This is a genomic window from Paenibacillus mangrovi (assembly GCF_022898935.1).
Taxonomy (GTDB): domain Bacteria; phylum Bacillota; class Bacilli; order Paenibacillales; family Paenibacillaceae; genus Paenibacillus_AQ; species Paenibacillus_AQ mangrovi.
In genome coordinates this window covers 772,454-788,203 of sequence record NZ_JALIRP010000002.1, presented here as the reverse complement: position 1 = coordinate 788,203, position 15,750 = coordinate 772,454, and the positions used below count along the sequence as shown (strand labels likewise).

At 48.5% G+C, this 15,750-nt stretch carries 14 protein-coding genes, 10 tRNA genes and 2 rRNA genes; 23 read left to right on the top strand and 3 right to left on the bottom strand.

Annotated features, from left to right (window positions below; translation table 11 throughout):
• The 14 genes from MUG84_RS08205 to MUG84_RS08140 all read left to right on the top strand — a co-directional run.
• A 23S ribosomal RNA gene (locus MUG84_RS08205) occupies positions 1–225 on the top strand; the annotation flags it as partial.
• Positions 226–441: 216 nt separating this feature from the next.
• Positions 442–558, top strand: a 5S ribosomal RNA gene (rrf, locus tag MUG84_RS08200).
• An 8-nt stretch (positions 559–566) separates the two neighbouring features.
• Positions 567–642 (top strand) — tRNA-Asn (locus MUG84_RS08195).
• Positions 643–646: 4 nt separating this feature from the next.
• A tRNA-Glu gene (locus MUG84_RS08190) sits at positions 647–721 on the top strand.
• Positions 722–864: 143 nt separating this feature from the next.
• Positions 865–940 (top strand) — tRNA-Val (locus tag MUG84_RS08185).
• A gap of 87 nt (positions 941–1,027) precedes the next feature.
• Positions 1,028–1,101: transfer RNA gene (locus tag MUG84_RS08180), tRNA-Met, on the top strand.
• Positions 1,102–1,172: 71 nt separating this feature from the next.
• Positions 1,173–1,249, top strand: a tRNA-Asp gene (locus MUG84_RS08175).
• Positions 1,250–1,391: 142 nt separating this feature from the next.
• Positions 1,392–1,467 (top strand) — tRNA-Lys (locus tag MUG84_RS08170).
• A 14-nt stretch (positions 1,468–1,481) separates the two neighbouring features.
• Positions 1,482–1,556, top strand: a tRNA-Gly gene (locus tag MUG84_RS08165).
• Positions 1,557–1,562: 6 nt separating this feature from the next.
• Positions 1,563–1,636: transfer RNA gene (locus MUG84_RS08160), tRNA-Arg, on the top strand.
• A gap of 12 nt (positions 1,637–1,648) precedes the next feature.
• A tRNA-Leu gene (locus tag MUG84_RS08155) sits at positions 1,649–1,728 on the top strand.
• A 12-nt stretch (positions 1,729–1,740) separates the two neighbouring features.
• Positions 1,741–1,814, top strand: a tRNA-Pro gene (locus MUG84_RS08150).
• A gap of 99 nt (positions 1,815–1,913) precedes the next feature.
• Positions 1,914–2,579 carry a BofC C-terminal domain-containing protein gene (locus MUG84_RS08145; RefSeq protein ID WP_244723190.1) on the top strand — a complete coding sequence of 222 codons (666 nt, stop codon included), beginning with the start codon at positions 1,914–1,916 and terminating at the stop codon, positions 2,577–2,579.
• A 340-nt stretch (positions 2,580–2,919) separates the two neighbouring features.
• Positions 2,920–3,996, top strand: coding sequence for a Gfo/Idh/MocA family protein (locus tag MUG84_RS08140; RefSeq protein WP_244723186.1), 1,077 nt, complete (start codon positions 2,920–2,922; stop codon positions 3,994–3,996).
• Between the two features lie 91 nt (positions 3,997–4,087).
• On the opposite strand, the gene MUG84_RS08135 is transcribed toward MUG84_RS08140, so the two are convergent.
• The gene (locus MUG84_RS08135; protein WP_244723403.1) at positions 4,088–5,158 is read right to left on the bottom strand and encodes a branched-chain amino acid aminotransferase; all 1,071 of its coding nucleotides are present in this window, start codon (positions 5,156–5,158) and stop codon (positions 4,088–4,090) included.
• 115 nt (positions 5,159–5,273) lie between these two features.
• Here MUG84_RS08135 and MUG84_RS08130 point away from each other — a divergent pair, with 115 nt between their 5' ends.
• The 8 genes from MUG84_RS08130 to yajC all read left to right on the top strand — a co-directional run bounded on the left by MUG84_RS08130 (position 5,274) and on the right by yajC (position 13,332).
• Entirely contained in the window at positions 5,274–6,170 is an 897-nt protein-coding gene (locus MUG84_RS08130; RefSeq protein ID WP_244723182.1) for a LysR family transcriptional regulator, read from the top strand.
• Positions 6,171–6,300: 130 nt separating this feature from the next.
• Positions 6,301–6,804, top strand: coding sequence for a crossover junction endodeoxyribonuclease RuvC (gene ruvC, locus MUG84_RS08125; RefSeq protein ID WP_244723178.1), 504 nt, complete (start codon positions 6,301–6,303; stop codon positions 6,802–6,804).
• Positions 6,801–7,415: a Holliday junction branch migration protein RuvA gene (ruvA, locus tag MUG84_RS08120; RefSeq protein ID WP_244723166.1), complete on the top strand. Its 615-nt coding sequence runs from the start codon at positions 6,801–6,803 to the stop codon at positions 7,413–7,415. The genes ruvC and ruvA overlap by 4 nt, the downstream gene beginning before the upstream one ends.
• Positions 7,416–7,452: 37 nt before the next feature.
• Positions 7,453–8,457, top strand: coding sequence for a Holliday junction branch migration DNA helicase RuvB (gene ruvB, locus MUG84_RS08115; protein WP_244723163.1), 1,005 nt, complete (start codon positions 7,453–7,455; stop codon positions 8,455–8,457).
• A gap of 182 nt (positions 8,458–8,639) precedes the next feature.
• Positions 8,640–10,730: a SpoIID/LytB domain-containing protein gene (locus tag MUG84_RS08110; protein ID WP_244723401.1), complete on the top strand. Its 2,091-nt coding sequence runs from the start codon at positions 8,640–8,642 to the stop codon at positions 10,728–10,730.
• A 6-nt stretch (positions 10,731–10,736) separates the two neighbouring features.
• Positions 10,737–11,765 (top strand): tRNA preQ1(34) S-adenosylmethionine ribosyltransferase-isomerase QueA, encoded by a 1,029-nt coding sequence (queA, locus tag MUG84_RS08105; RefSeq protein ID WP_244723160.1) that lies wholly within the window; start codon positions 10,737–10,739, stop codon positions 11,763–11,765.
• Between the two features lie 36 nt (positions 11,766–11,801).
• Positions 11,802–12,941 (top strand): tRNA guanosine(34) transglycosylase Tgt, encoded by a 1,140-nt coding sequence (gene tgt / locus MUG84_RS08100; protein ID WP_244723157.1) that lies wholly within the window; start codon positions 11,802–11,804, stop codon positions 12,939–12,941.
• Positions 12,942–13,008: 67 nt separating this feature from the next.
• On the top strand, positions 13,009–13,332 hold the full coding sequence (yajC, locus tag MUG84_RS08095) for a preprotein translocase subunit YajC (RefSeq protein WP_244723155.1): 324 nt from the start codon (positions 13,009–13,011) through the stop codon (positions 13,330–13,332).
• 116 nt (positions 13,333–13,448) lie between these two features.
• Here yajC and MUG84_RS08090 read toward each other — a convergent pair whose 3' ends face one another.
• Both MUG84_RS08090 and MUG84_RS08085 read right to left on the bottom strand, forming a co-directional pair.
• The gene (locus MUG84_RS08090) at positions 13,449–14,291 is read right to left on the bottom strand and encodes a phosphatase PAP2 family protein (RefSeq protein ID WP_244723153.1); all 843 of its coding nucleotides are present in this window, start codon (positions 14,289–14,291) and stop codon (positions 13,449–13,451) included.
• Between the two features lie 66 nt (positions 14,292–14,357).
• A complete protein-coding gene (locus MUG84_RS08085; protein WP_244723151.1) occupies positions 14,358–14,753 on the bottom strand; it encodes a TIGR04086 family membrane protein in 396 nt (131 codons plus the stop codon).
• Between the two features lie 177 nt (positions 14,754–14,930).
• Here MUG84_RS08085 and MUG84_RS08080 point away from each other — a divergent pair, with 177 nt between their 5' ends.
• A complete protein-coding gene (locus tag MUG84_RS08080) occupies positions 14,931–15,743 on the top strand; it encodes a DUF421 domain-containing protein (RefSeq protein ID WP_244723149.1) in 813 nt (270 codons plus the stop codon).
• The last annotated feature ends 7 nt before the right edge of the window (positions 15,744–15,750 follow it).

Here is a 15,750-nt window from a genome sequence, read left to right as displayed (position 1 = left end):
CGGGATGGACGTACCGCTGGTGCACCAGTTGTTCCGCCAGGAGCATGGCTGGGTAGCTACGTACGGAAGGGATAAGCGCTGAAAGCATCTAAGCGTGAAGCCCCCCTCAAGATGAGATTTCCCAATTAGTAAGACCCCTTGAAGACGACGAGGTAGATAGGTTGGAGGTGGAAGTGCAGCAATGCATGGAGCTGACCAATACTAATCGGTCGAGGGCTTATCCTAGAATAACCCCAAAAAGTGACGTGAAGCTTTGTAGCAACACCGATTACTTTTCGGGGACCCCAAGAGAACGGGGCTAAAATGCAAATCGTTTCGTATCTAGTTTTCAGGGAGTCAATAAAGATTTTCGAAGCTCTAGTAGCTTTGGAATGAAAAAGTGGCTTTCAGCATTTGGCGATGCTGAATCCTGAATATAAGCATTTTGCAAAGAATGCTCCGTTTGGTGGCGATGGCGGAGGGGTTCCACGCGTACCCATCCCGAACACGACCGTTAAGCCCTCCAGCGCCGATGGTACTTGGACCGAAGGGTCCTGGGAGAGTAGGACGCCGCCAAGCATACATATTCCCTGATAGCTCAGTTGGTAGAGCACTCGACTGTTAATCGAGTTGTCACAGGTTCGAGTCCTGTTCGGGGAGCCATTATGGCCCGTTGGTCAAGGGGTTAAGACACCTCCCTTTCACGGAGGTAACAGGGGTTCGAATCCCCTACGGGTCACCATTAAGTTTTTAGCTTCGATTGGGGATGAGAACCCAAAAGGGTTCGTCGGAGCATGAACTTCGGTAGCACTGCTTCGCAGTCTCGAACGAAGTGAGAGTATCCCCTACGGGTCACCATTATTACTTGGGTTTATTTAGTCCCATGGAGGCTTAGCTCAGCTGGGAGAGCATCTGCCTTACAAGCAGAGGGTCGGGGGTTCGATCCCCTCAGCCTCCACCATTTTACCCCAAAAAGTGAAGATAAAGCTTTGTAGCTTATTCCGATTACTTTCCGGGGACCCCATATAATTGAATAGCTTTTTACTGACGCGGGGTGGAGCAGCCCGGTAGCTCGTCGGGCTCATAACCCGAAGGCCGCAGGTTCAAATCCTGCCCCCGCAATTTATCCCCAAAAAGTGAGGAAATGCTTCGTAGCATATTCCGAATACTTTCCGGGGACCCCATAAGGCCGTGGAACCGTGGTGTAGAGGCCTAACATGCCTGCCTGTCACGCAGGAGATCGCGGGTTCGAATCCCGTCGGTTCCGCCATTTATATTAGCTTCAGGGATGAGAATCCGGTTATCGGGTTCGTCGGAGCATCAGCTTCGTTAGCACTGCTTCGCAGTCTCGAACGAAGTGAGAGTATCCCGTCGGTTCCGCCATTATTTCAATTAAGTATTATACTAATTGAGAGCCATTAGCTCAGTTGGTAGAGCACCTGACTTTTAATCAGGGTGTCGAAGGTTCGAGTCCTTCATGGCTCACCAGTTTCATTTTATATGCGGACGTGGCTCAGCGGTAGAGCATCGCCTTGCCAAGGCGAGGGTCGCGGGTTCGATTCCCGTCGTCCGCTCCAATATTTGCGCCCTTAGCTCAGCTGGATAGAGCGTTTGACTACGAATCAAAAGGTCAGGAGTTCGAATCTCTTAGGGCGCGTTTTATTCTCAAGCCGGTGTGGCGGAATTGGCAGACGCGCGCGACTCAAAATCGTGAGGGAAACCGTGGGGGTTCGAGTCCCTTCACCGGCATACATATTTCTACGGGATGTAGCTCAGCTTGGTAGAGCACCTGGTTTGGGACCAGGGGGTCGCATGTTCAAATCGTGTCATCCCGATTCAAAAACCATCGAATCACTTCGATGGTTTTTTTGCTGTATAAATATGTAATCCGCAGGTCACAATAAAAGAAAAGACAGGGATAGAAGGGGATTATTGTGAATGCAACTCGGATTAAAAAAAAGCTGCAAAAGCAGTGGCGGTGGTGGAAACGTCGGTCGTTAGCGCTCGGTTTATCTTCACTGGTGATCGTAATGGTATGGGGTAGCATGTATCTGCCGGATAAGGTCCAAAGCCTGATGAGCACCAAGCCTCCAGTGGCCATTGAAACGCTTCAGTTTTACCAACAAAACGAAGCGATGGACGGCACGTTAGAGGACGTGAACTTTAGGAAAGAACTGAACAAGACCAAGGTGAATGAGGTCATTGTCCGTCACAGTTATGTTTGCGGAGAAGAGGAACGGGCTCTCGGCAAATTAAATACGGATGAAATCTACAACCTGCTTAATGAACATCCATCCTGGAAAGGACAATTCTCCGGACAGGGTAAGGTCGTTTTAAATGAAACGATTTTGGACCTTTCCCCGACCTGCAAACAGCGGGCATATATGAGCCTGGACAAGGACGGCAACCTGTCTTTGTTCGATGGACCTCCGGAACAGGATAAAGTCATCAAGACGTTTTTCCAATTGGACATTAGCTCTATGGAATCCTCTTTGCCTGAAGACGCGCTGAGACATTTGTACGATGGCATCCGCATTCAGGATATGGACGAATATAATAGCGTGTTGTCCACATTCAGCGATTACGCTCGTGAAGGATAAGCAGAATGTAAAAGTCTTCTCGATAAGGCTGCCCTCAGCCCAAGAAGAAATAATAGTAAAACTGGTTACAGCGACTTTTTCAGGGTACTCCCAAGAAAGGGTCGCTTTTTTAAGATTATCAGAATGTATAAGAATAAAAAATGACCGGATTGTTCATGTTTCTATCATATTATTCATTTTAAATTCCGCCGATATCCTTTACGATAGAACCGTATTAAAAAATAGCGTATGCGGACTGGTTAAGGCTGAAAGTATTTTTCAGGGGGCGGCATCTTTTCTCTGTAAGGATTTACGCCCGGATGGACCAGGTGCCGCTTAGTCAAAAGGGAGAAGAAATGACATGAGCTTAAAAACACATTCTGTAGTTATTGTAGGCTATGGCGGTATGGGCAGCTATCATGGCAAGCTGATTTTGGACAATACCCGTCTTAAAGTTACGGGGACTTATGATGTACTAGCTTCACGCCGGGAAGCATCGAAGGAAGACGGGTACCCTGCATATGAGAGCTACGAGGCCGTATTAGAAGATCCTAGTGTAGATGTTGTCCTGATCGCTACACCTAACGATGTTCATAAAGAACTGGTGATTTCGGCTATGCAGCATGGCAAGCATGTCATATGCGAGAAGCCGGTTACGATGAATGTAAAGGACTTTGAAGAAATGATGACGGTTGCAAAAGAAACAGGCCGCGTTCTCATGGTCCATCAAAACCGTCGCTGGGATGAGGATTTTCGGATTATTAAAGAAATGTATGATAAGAAGACGATCGGGGATCTGTTCCAGATTGAATCCAGAGTGCACGGTGCCAATGGTATTCCGGGGGACTGGCGTCACCTTGAAGCTTATGGTGGTGGTATGCTGCTGGATTGGGGCGTTCATCTTCTCGACCAATTCGTCGTTATGATTGACAGTAAAATTACAAGTGTGACCAGCCGCCTCAGTTTTATTTTGGGAGACGAAGTGGATGACGGATTTGATGCCGTTCTTGAATTTGAAAATGGTGTGACTGCCATAGTTGAAGTTGGAACCACCAATTTTATCACTCTTCCGCGCTGGTATGTAAAAGGTACTGAAGGAACAGCTGTAATTGAGGATTGGTCGCTTACTGGTCGTTCTGTCATGCAAAACCGTGAGGTCGGTAAAATTGAACCGAAGCCGATCAAAGCAGGTGTTGGATTAACGAAAACCATGGCTCCGCCATCTGAAGAGGCGACAGTGACAGAAGCTCTGCCGAAGGCATTCGAGCATGAGAGCAGCTTTTACGATAACTTTGCCAATGTTGTGGAGGGCACCGCTGAACCGATCGTTAAAAACAGCGAAGTGCTTCGCGTTCTGAATCTGATTGAGAATGTATTCAAGGCAGCCCGTACCCGCGAAGTGGTCAAAGACTTTGATATATACGAGCCTAAAAACTAGATATTAAGAAAGTTATGCAAAAACGAAGGGGTATCCCATAGGTCTTTCAGGACCTTTTGGGATACCCCGTTTTCATGCAGTGATTGTTATATTAAAACGTAACTGTCCAGTTCCGTGTATCCGGCAGGCTTCCGGACTGCAAACCTGTGATGGTGTCATACAGCTTTTGCGACAATTCGCCAATCTTGCCGTTATTGACATCCATGGTATGCTCGTTCCAATGGAGCTCGCCCACTGGTGAAATAACCGCTGCCGTACCGGTACCGAATACCTCTTCCAACCGGCCGTCTTTGTATGCATCGTAAATTTCCTCAATGGAGAGCTTGCGCTCTTCCACAGGAACTCCCCAGTCCTGAAGCAAGGAAATAACGGAGCTGCGTGTTACACCCTCCAGGATGCTGCCATTAATGGCTGGCGTAATCACGGTGCCGCCGATTTTGAAGAAGATGTTCATGCTGCCGACTTCCTCGATATATTTCTTTTCGATCGCGTCGAGCCAAAGAACTTGAGAGTATCCTTCTAATTTGGCATTCTCTTGAGCCTTGATGCTTGCCGCATAGTTGCCTGCAGCTTTGGCGAATCCGATACCGCCACGAACCGCACGGGTGTAGGAGCTTTCTACATTGATTTTAACAGGCTCCAGACCGCTGGAGTAGTAAGGACCAACTGGCGAAAGAATGACGAGCAGCTGGTAAGTATAAGACGAGCGCACGCCAAGGCATGCTTCTGTAGCAATAATAAACGGACGGACATACAACGAGTTGCCTTTTTCCGTTGGAATCCAGCTTTTATCAATTTCGATCAGTTTTTTGATCGCTTCGATAACGAAGTCCCCATCAATTTCAGGAATGCCCAGACGGTCGTTGGAACGGTTCAGGCGCTTCATGTTCTGGTCGGGTCTGAAGAGCAGCACCTTGCCGGTTTCCGTCAAATAGGCTTTCATGCCTTCAAATACAGCTTGACCATAATGGAATACCATCGCCGCAGGGTCCAGAACAATTGGTGCGTAAGGGACGATTCTAGGATCATACCAGCCTTTGTCCTTATGGTAATCCATAATGAACATATGGTCTGTAAAATACTTGCCGAAGCTAAGATTGCGGCTGTCCGGCTTTTCGGCCGGCTGTGTGGTTAACTGAACTTTGATTTCCTCGTTCATGATCTCGCGCTCCCATCGTACGTATATAATATGTCTACTATAGTTAACAAAAAATGATTGGTCAATTCAATGTTATCAATTAAAATAATAGTTATCAACTATAATGGGGGATGAGGCCATGGACTTTCGTTTGCTTGAATATTTTCTGGCTGTCTGTGAGGAACTTCATTTTACCAAAGCCGCCGTTAAGCTTGGCATCAGTCAGCCCACACTTAGCCAGCAAATCCGGTTGTTAGAGGAAAGAGTGGGAACGCCGCTGTTCCACCGTATTGGCAAACGCAATGATCTTACGGAAGCCGGTCAGACGTTAAAGGAGCATGCGTTAAATATTTTCCATGAGCTTGAGCAGGCCCAAATCGAGATCAATGAGCTAAAAGGATTAGCACGCGGCAAACTGAGAATCGGATGCTCCGGCAATCATCTGCTGACCCAGACCTTGATTTCTTTTCACCAAAAGGTACCTGGAATCTCCATATCGGTACATGAGCTCGCCACCGAAGAAACTAAGAACGGTCTGCTTGATAACAAGCTCGATCTTGGCGTTGTTTTTTTGCCGCTGCACGATGAGCAGTTGATCAGTATGGAGCTGTACACGGAGGAGCTTTGTCTTGCTGTTTCCAATACGCACATGCTCGCATGGAATGAGTCCGTTATGCTGGAAGAGCTCGTTCAGGAACCGCTTGTACTGTTTCCGGAAAAGTTTCTGGTACGCCAAATGATCGACAGCTACAGCAAAGAGGCAGGTTTAAGTCTGCAGCCTATTATTGAACTCTCCACCATGGATTCCATGCTGCAGCTTGTACGGCTGGGCGTTGGAGGTACGATCCTGCCGAAGTCCTATTTAAATATAATGGTTCATTCCGATATTCAAATCATTCCGATCGTGGGCCCGGTTCCCCAGAAAAAAGTGGGTATCGTCTACCGCAAGCAGAAGTTTATGAACGCCTCCATGATTGCTTTTATCCGCGAACTCACCCGTACTTTCAATCCTTCTGAATTGGTCAGAGAAACATAATCATAGAATTCACGTCCATATATATGCGTCTACTCTTTTCCTCGGAGTCATAGACTTGATAGGAAGTTTTACATTATAATGAAGAGAACGAATACATATGTTCGCTTTATGGTAAGGGAGAGAGTTTATTTTGCGTATTTTAGGAATTGACCCGGGGATTGCGATTGTTGGCTTTGGTTTCATCGATAAGGCCGGCAGCAAGGTGACTCCCGTGCAATACGGCTGTATTCAGACGGAAGCCCATACGCCCGATGAGGAGCGGCTGCTGCATGTGTATGAAGCCATGCTTCAGCTGATTGATAAATATAAACCGGACAGCGTTGCTTTTGAGAAGCTGTTCTTTAACCGGAACGTAACGACCGCGATGTCTGTCAGTCAGGCGCGTGGTGTCTTGATTTTGGCGGCTACCCAGCGCGGCTTGCCGATTGCTGAATATACGCCGATGCAGGTCAAGCAGGCCGTTGTAGGCTACGGCAAAGCTGAGAAGAAGCAGGTACAGGAAATGGTACGGATGTTTTTGAGGCTGCAGGCTGTGCCTAAGCCCGATGATGTGGCGGATGCCCTGGCCGTGGCGATATGCCATGCCCATTCGTATACGTTAAATTCCAGAATAAATGAGGTATTGCGAAAATGATCGATTTTTTAAGAGGACCTGTTGTCCATCTGGAGAACGAGTATATTGTAGTTGACGTTCAAGGGGTAGGATACCGCGTATTCTGCCCTAATCCTTTTGTATTTGCCAAAACGGAAGGTCCTGTGACCGTATATACCCATCATCATGTCCGTGAAGACGCGATCCTGCTGTTCGGCTTTCCAACCCGTGAGGAACAGAGGCTGTTCCGTAAGCTGATCGATGTATCCGGCATCGGGCCCAAGGTGGCCTTGGGCATTCTCGCAGGAGGTACACCCGATCATGTGGTAACGGCAATATATCAGGAGAATCTTACGTTCCTGACCAAGCTGCCAGGCATCGGTAAAAAGACGGCGCAGCGCATGGTCCTTGATCTCAAGGATAAGCTGGACGGCTTTGGAACTGCTTCGCTGGCTACAGGATTGTTCGCCGTACCGGAGCCGCAGGAAGGGGACGGATCGGCGTGGTCAGAGGCGCGTGAAGGCCTCAAAGCATTAGGATATACCGATACGGAGCTAGATCGTGTATGGCTTAAAATCAAGGATGATACGGCATTTGGAGATTCGGTGGATGTATTGATGAAGAAGGCGCTTAAGCTGCTTTATGCAGGTTAGTAGAGCCAGAAGTAACGGCAGAAAGAGGGCGACACAAATGGATGACCGGATTATTTCAGCTAATCTAATGATGGATGACCAGGCGGTGGAGCTCAGTCTTCGCCCCCGGTATTTAAATGAATATATCGGACAAAACCAGGTCAAGGAAAATCTTAAGATCTATATTGAGGCTGCTAAGATGCGCAGTGAAGCGCTGGATCATGTGCTTCTGTACGGGCCTCCGGGACTTGGAAAAACCACCTTGGCTAACATTATAGCGAATGAGCTTGGCGTGAATCTGCGCACTACCTCCGGTCCGGCGATCGAGCGGCCCGGAGATCTTGCGGCGCTGCTTACCAACCTCCAGGAAGGCGATGTGCTGTTTATCGACGAGATCCATCGTCTGCATCGGACGGTGGAAGAAGTGTTGTACCCGGCCATGGAGGATTTTGCGCTGGATATTATGATTGGCAAAGGTCCCAGTGCACGATCTGTGCGTCTGGACTTGCCTCCGTTTACGCTGATCGGAGCAACTACGCGTGCGGGTCTCTTATCCGCTCCACTCCGCGACCGTTTCGGAGTCGTCAGTCGGCTTGAATTTTACAATGTGGACGAACTGAGCTATATCGTTTCACGCGGTGCCGATATTTTCGGTATTGAAATTGTAGGGGACGCGGCTGAGGAAATCGCTTTACGTTCCAGGGGGACTCCACGGATTGCCAACCGCCTATTGAAAAGGGTACGGGATTATGCCCAGGTAAGAGGGGACGGCATGATTACGCCAAAAATCGCAGAAGAGTCGCTGAAGATGCTTCAAGTGGACCCGCGGGGATTGGACCAGATTGACTATAAGATGCTCACCTCGATGATTACGAGCTTTAAAGGTGGGCCGGTCGGACTCGATACGATTGCAGCTACCATTGGGGAAGAAAGTCAAACGATCGAGGATGTATACGAGCCTTACCTCCTCCAGATCGGTTTTTTGCAGCGGACTCCGCGCGGCAGAATCGTGACGCCTGCAGCCTACCAGCATTTGGGGCTGCCGATGCCGGAAATCCGTTAACAGTAGGGAATTAGTACTTGTAAAGAAGCGGAAGTAGCGAAGGGGACGGAATCGATCTGAAGATCGATCCGTAACCGTAGCGGCCACCTCGCTCATTATCAAGGACTTTTCAGTACTAAGCTATTTTTAAAGGATACTTTAGACTTCATGGGATGCGAGGAGGAAAATAGCGAGTGGGAAATATGTCAGTACCAAAGGTTGTAACATGGTGTGGTAAAGGGCTGCTGACCGTTTTGATGGTGGCTGGATGCCTCCAGATGCCTGGGAAGGCGGCTGCCCAGCCGGTTGATCATATACGCGTCGGGATGTTTATGGACTTAGGCAGTACTTATAAATCGACGACAGCAGCTGTAACTTTGTCTTCCGGGCAGGGCTTGAATGTCGGCTTCAATACAGCAGCCGGGCATTCATCCCTGATTACGCTCGGGGCCGGAGAAGAGGCCAGATTCAGCGTGGACAGCTACCGGGTTAAGGTGCTGGAAACAACGGATCTATCCGCCGCTACCAATGCTTATAAAAAATTGGCGGCTACGGCGGACAAGCCTATTTTATTTGCGGCACCTACCTCAGGAGGACAGATATATCAGCTGTATACGGGGTATTATGCAAACGAGCAGACTGCTTCCACAGCAGCTTCGCGGGTTGCGAAGACGGTCTCAGCATTTTTGAACGGACAGACGCCTGCAGTAAAAGGTTCGAAGCATCTGACCGCAGGCTCCTATGCCAGCGAAGCACAGGCGGCTTCAGCAGCAAGCAGCATCGAAGCTGCGGGCTTCGATTCGATGGTTGCTTTGGAGCAAACTCCTGACGGGAACAGCCGCTATGCAGTCTATGTTGGCGAAGCGGCTAATGATAGTGAGCTTGCAGCGCTCCGCAGCTCTGTCAGCGCCAAACTGCCGCAGTTGTCCTTAGCGGAAGCAGATTCCAGTCTTCCGGCCTACATCATAAGACAGGATGTAAGTACGGGACAGGCTGTGAAACACTATCAGCTTAGCGGCCAAGATGCTAAGGGCTGGGTTGAGAGCGGATCGGACATTAAGGTGACAGAAAGATCAGGCCGCTCTTACCGGGGGGCGATGGAGATCAGCTCTCTGAACGGGCAGCTGGCGCTCGTTAATGAGCTGCCTTTTGAGCAGTATTTATATGCGGTTGTCGGCGGTGAGGTGCCATCCTCTTGGCCTGCGGAAGCACTGAAAGCCCAAGCCGTGGCCGCACGCAGCTATGCGGAGTTTCAAACCGGCCAGAGCAGCAAATTCAAGATTGCCGATGTGGTGGATACCACGCTGAGCCAGGCCTATTACGGGGTGTCCTCTGAGTCCCCAAGTGTGGTTCAGGCCGTTGACGCGACTCAAAGCGAGGTCATCCTCAAAGACGGCAAGGTCGTTGAAGCGGTATTCTCCTCGAATGCAGGTGGAGCTTCCGCTGATCCGTCGGAAGTATGGAACAGCGGCGGAGACACGTTTGCAAGCGTTCCAAGCGAAGGCGACGCTGCTGCGGTCAAAGGTCAGAAAATGTGGTATCATGTTCTGCTGCCTTCCGGTGTGACCGGATATGTCCGGGAAGACAATGTGAAGGAAACCGGAACATATACCGGGGCTGGTCTAACCAAGGTTACAGTGACCGCGAAAGATACGAACGTAAGACCACTGCCTCAGATTCAGTCGGATGTAAGTCCGGTTGGCAAGATGAATCCAGGGGAAACCGCTGTTGTATTGGAGAAAGTTCAGGAATCTAGCACATACTCCTGGATTCGCGGGCCTTATTCTTCTGCTGATCTGGTTAAGAGCCTTCAGGGCAAAACGGCAACGCCGGCTCCTTCCTCGATCAAGACGCTGGAAGTGACCAAGCGCGGACCTTCGGGACGCGCAACGGAGATTAAGGCCAACGGCCAAATTCTCGATGTGAAATATCCGGATTTATACCGATCGGCAATGAACGGACTTCCGAGCACATTGTTTGATATTGTACAGACTGGGAGCTATACTGTACTGAGTGCAAATGGTACGACATCCAAAATTACCGGTTCATCCAGCACGACCGTCCTTTCGGCTTCCGGCCAGAGCACCGTTCAGGGAAGTGGAACAGTTGTCATGAATGGAGAGCAAAACGCCCGCAGCATCGATACAGGTGATGGCTTCATGTTTATCGGCCGCGGCAACGGTCATGGACTTGGACTCTCGCAGTGGGGAGCAAAAGGGATGGCGGATGCAGGGTATGGTTACCAGGATATTTTGAAACACTATTATCAGGACGTTACTATTACTAAGGAATGACGCAATATGAATGTAGAATTGTATGATTTTGATCTACCAGAGGAATTGATAGCCCAAACACCGCTGCTTGAGCGTACAGCATCGCGATTACTTACGCTGAACAAGCAGGATGGAGCGATTGCCCATCATACCTTCAAGGATATTGTCGATCAGATGCAGCCGGGAGATACGCTTGTTCTTAACGATACACGGGTTATCCCCGCGAGACTGTTCGGGACCAAAGAAGATACGGGAGCCAAGGCAGAGGTGCTGCTCCTCAAAAACCTGGGTGAAGACCGCTGGGAGGCGCTCGTTAAGCCGGGCAAAAAACTGAAAACGGGCAGCGTCATTGTCTTCGGAGACGAATTGAAAGCGGTCATTGAAGAGGAAGGCGAGATGGGAGAGCGGGTGCTCCGATTCTCCTACAAGGGAATCTTTCAGGAGATTCTAGATCGGCTCGGTCAGATGCCTCTGCCTCCTTATATTAAAGAGAAGCTCGATGACAGGGAACGCTACCAAACCGTGTATTCGCGGAATGAAGGCTCTGCAGCCGCTCCAACGGCAGGACTTCATTTTACGAAGGAGCTTCTGGAAGAAATCCGCAGCAAAGACGTGACCATAGCTTATCTGACTCTTCATGTCGGACTCGGCACTTTCCGGCCGATGTCTGTTGAGCGGGTGGAGGATCATGTCATGCATGCAGAATATTATTCGGTTTCCCAGGAAAACGTGGATATTCTGAACGCGGCACGGGAGCGGGGCGGACGCATTATCGCGGTGGGCACGACTTCCTGCCGGACGCTTGAGACGATCGGCAACCGCTTTAAAGGCGGCCAGCTTGAAGCCTGCAGCGGCTGGACGGATATCTTCATTTATCCGGGATATGAATTCACGGTTGTTGATGCCCTCATTACCAACTTTCATTTGCCGAAGTCCACGCTGGTGATGCTGGTCAGCGCGCTGGCAGGTAGGGAGCATATTTTGCATGCGTACGAAGAAGCCATACGGGAAAAATACCGCTTTTTCAGCTTCGGCGACGCGATGTTTATTTATTAAGTCCGGTTTAACGGGATATAAGAGGATGGTATCGAAATGACAGCAGCAGTTTACTACGAACACATTAAAACCTGCAAACAATCCGGAGCGCGCCTTGGACGCGTGCATACGCCTCATGGGGTGATTGAAACACCGACCTTTATGCCGGTAGGAACGCAGGCTACCGTGAAAACGATGAGCCCGGAGGAGCTCAAAGCGATGGATGCGCAAATTATCCTGAGCAATACCTATCATTTATTCCTTCGTCCGGGTCATGATATTGTCCGTGAGGCTGGCGGGCTTCACAAGTTTATGAACTGGGACCGCCCGATTCTGACAGACAGCGGCGGATTTCAAGTCTTTAGCCTGAGCGAAATGCGCAAAATCACCGAAGAAGGCGTGCATTTCCGTTCCCATTTGAATGGGGACAAGCTGTTCCTTTCACCAGAAGTGGCTATGGAAATCCAGAACGCACTGGGATCGGATATCATGATGGCATTTGATGAATGCCCACCCTATCCGGCAGATTACGACTATGTCAAAAAATCGCTGGAACGTACGACTAGATGGGCCGAGCGCTGCCTAAACAGTCATGCTCGTCCACATGACCAAGGGCTTTTTGCAATTGTTCAGGGTGGAATGTATGAAGATCTGCGCAAACAAAGCGCCCGTGATTTGACTTCCATGGATTTCCCGGGGTATGCTATTGGTGGACTCAGCGTTGGAGAGTCCAAGCAGCTGATGTATGAAGTGCTTGATTATACTGTTCCTCTCCTTCCGGACAATAAGCCGCGTTACTTGATGGGCGTCGGATCCCCCGATGCTTTGATCGAAGGCTCAATCCGGGGAGTAGATATGTTTGACTGCGTACTTCCGACACGGATTGCCCGTAACGGAACGACAATGACAAGCCAGGGACGGCTTGTGGTCCGAAACGCTCAATACGCCAGAGATTTTGGCCCCCTTGACCCCGCATGCGATTGCTATACTTGCCGGAACTATTCAAGAGCCTATCTGCGGCATCTAATCAAAGCCGATGAGACTTTCGGCCTGAGGCTGACAACGTACCACAACCTGCATTTCCTCATTAATTTGATGAAGCAAGTGCGGCAGAGCATCATGGAAGACAGGCTGCTTGATTTTCGCGATGAGTTTTTTGAACAATATGGGCTTCATGACAATGATAAAGGTTTTTAGTTAGGGTTTTTCATTAATCCTGAAGCAGCATTAACCGGGGTTAGTCCATGAAAGGGGGGAAAGATAAATGTTTGAATTGGCGGCAGCAGCTCCTGCTCCTAGTTCCGGAGGCAGCATTGTCAGCTTGATATTGCCTCTTGTTTTGATGTTCGCGATCTTTTATTTCCTGCTTATTCGTCCACAGCAAAAGAAACAAAAGACCCGTAACTCGATGCTCGGAGCATTGAAAAAGGGAGACAAGGTTGTGACGATCGGTGGCCTTCACGGAACCATCATGGAAATTACAGACGACATCGTTGTTTTGCGCGTAAATGATGTAACCAAGCTTACATTTGACCGCAATTCCATCAGCCATGCAACAAGCAGCGCAGCTGAAAGTGAATCCAAATAAAGCTTAAGCTGAAACAGCATCAAAAATAACGATGGCTCACCATACTTATATCTAAAAAAGAGGCGGTTCCCCGAGGGGAACTGCCTCTTTTTGCTGAATGACTACCAATCTCCAACCTACATAGAGTCAGACATTTTGCTCTGTTGTTTGAGCATGGAGAATCCCTTTTCTTTCAAGGTAAGTTTGGCGAACAAAATACCAAGGTTTGAAGCCAGAAGCCCGAGCAGGGTGCCGGCAACCATGTCCGTTAACCAGTGGATTCCCAGATAGAAGATACTGAAAATGATAACAATGGCGCTGATCGTCGTTATGATGCCGAGACGGCGATTGCCCGAACGTAGACCCAGAACCATCAAAGTGACCGAAATAGAGGTATGCAGACTCGGAAAACAGTTGTTCAAACCGGATAAAGGCCTGTACTGCTGCTCAAAGTTCGGAAAGACATCCAGCATTAGGAACGAGGCCCCCGAAGGCGGATACGACCAAACTTCGTTGACAGGGAAGAACAGATAGAATGGTATAGCGACCGTGTAGTTTATAATGATGGCAAAGCAGATCGCAATAACAAATACTTTATTTTGATCGGAAATATAAACGCCAATTGAGGCGATCAGCAGTGACTGAAACACGACGACATAGAAAAAAACAGAGATGGGAGTAATGTAGCTGCTGTGGAAGAAGTTCTGTAAATTCTCTACAAAATGTCCCTCGAGACTAAAAACCCAGGGCGTAAAGTCTTTATGATAATTTAAGTTATTCTCTAAATCTAATTCGTATTTATTGGCAAGAAGAATACATACCATGATGAAAAACAATACCAAGAATGTCCGTGAGGTTAGCAGTTCCTTAATAAAAAGGTAAGCAGCCTTAAGCGGATTACGGAGCGTGCCTAGCCAAATCAACAAAATCACTGTAATTGCTGATGCGATGGATATACCCTGCATAGATTGATATAGCAAACAGAAATAGCCTCCTCTTGTAAGAATTGCATGATGTCAGTTTACCACATTTTCATAGAAGAGGCCTTAATAATTATTTCTAACATTTACCCCGAGCATGCCGCCGATAGCCGCAGAAGCGAACACGGTTCCAAGCAGCAGCAAATCTCCCATACGCAAGGAGGTATCCAGTGCGAGAAAGCCGATAACCATAATCAGTAGGCCGTACAGAATACCGGTAAGTCCACCGTTGTACCAGCCCTTTCTTCCCGAACGTTTTCCTGCGACCATTCCTCCAAACAAGGCTGCAATAGCGTGAACGACATAAATGAGGCGGGAAAGACTCTGTTCCTGCATACCGCTCGACCATAGCAAAAGTGAGAGGATTAGCGCGCCAACCATCATCCAGAAGAAGGAATAATACAGCCCGGACAGGATTGGATTTGCGATTCGAAAAGAAAGTACGCGCCGGATCATGTGCATATAAAAGAACCCCCTTAATATTCCATAAGTTATTGTAAATCTATGTCCAAGCTTTTTCAGGTAGTACAAGTTTTCCAATAATTAATCGTTGCGGCATTGCATGGGGTATTTGGAGAGAGGTCAAAATATCAGCATATCGTTTCTGAGAATTAGGCCTTTAAAAGGAGTGTTTGGCATATGGCGGCTCATTTCCTGATCACCGTTTTTCGTACCGTACTGATGTATTTCGCTATTTTATTAACCTTAAGAATTATGGGAAAACGCGAAATCGGGAAGTTGTCCATATTTGATCTGGTCATTTCTGTTATGATTGCTGAAATCGGCGTGTTTGTGCTGGAAGATGTCAAGCGGCCCATTTTAGACGGTATACTTCCGATGGCAACCCTTGTCATTATTCAAGTTTCAATCGCTTATATCAGCCTGAAGAGCAGAAAAGTTCGGCTTCTTTTTGATGGACAGCCCAGTATCTTGGTTTCGAAAGGTAAGCTGCAAAGGTCGGAAATGAAAAAGCAGCGTTATAATCTGGACGATCTGCTGCTACATCTGCGCGGCCAAAATATTCATAATATTGCGGATGTTGAGTTCGCGATTCTTGAAAACTCCGGACATCTGACGGTTATTCCGAAGTCACAGTCTTCACAGCAGTCCAGTGGACAGCAGCCATCCGGAGGGCTATCAGTCAGAGGGAACATGAAGTTTTCAGGCAACCAGGGAGCTAGGCAGCAGGGGCAGCAGAGCTCTGGTTCGTCGATATCAACACATTCCAAATCCAATAAGAAAATACTGGTCCCTGCCGGAAAATTCAGCTATGGGGTGCTGCCCGTCCCGCTGATTATGGATGGAAAGGTTCAGGATGACAATTTGCAAAAGCTTAAGAAAAATCGGTTTTGGCTGAAAAATCAAATTCAGGAGCATGGTGTTAAAGAATTTAAAGATGTTTTTCTATGTTCCATCGACCATAAAGGCAAGGTGTACGTGGACCGAAAATAATGAGCAA

Excerpts from the sequence above, each read along its gene's own strand:
- MUG84_RS08140 (WP_244723186.1), top strand. The coding sequence starts at position 2,920 with ATGAGCTTAAAAACACATTCTGTAGTTATTGTAGGCTATGGCGGTATG.
- MUG84_RS08130 (WP_244723182.1), top strand. The coding sequence starts at position 5,274 with ATGGACTTTCGTTTGCTTGAATATTTTCTGGCTGTCTGTGAGGAACTT.
- ruvA (WP_244723166.1), top strand. The coding sequence starts at position 6,801 with ATGATCGATTTTTTAAGAGGACCTGTTGTCCATCTGGAGAACGAGTAT.
- ruvB (WP_244723163.1), top strand. The coding sequence starts at position 7,453 with ATGGATGACCGGATTATTTCAGCTAATCTAATGATGGATGACCAGGCG.
- MUG84_RS08110 (WP_244723401.1), top strand. The coding sequence starts at position 8,640 with ATGTCAGTACCAAAGGTTGTAACATGGTGTGGTAAAGGGCTGCTGACC.
- queA (WP_244723160.1), top strand. The coding sequence starts at position 10,737 with ATGAATGTAGAATTGTATGATTTTGATCTACCAGAGGAATTGATAGCC.
- tgt (WP_244723157.1), top strand. The coding sequence starts at position 11,802 with ATGACAGCAGCAGTTTACTACGAACACATTAAAACCTGCAAACAATCC.
- yajC (WP_244723155.1), top strand. The coding sequence starts at position 13,009 with ATGTTTGAATTGGCGGCAGCAGCTCCTGCTCCTAGTTCCGGAGGCAGC.
- MUG84_RS08085 (WP_244723151.1), bottom strand. The coding sequence starts at position 14,753 with ATGCACATGATCCGGCGCGTACTTTCTTTTCGAATCGCAAATCCAATC.
- MUG84_RS08080 (WP_244723149.1), top strand. The coding sequence starts at position 14,931 with ATGGCGGCTCATTTCCTGATCACCGTTTTTCGTACCGTACTGATGTAT.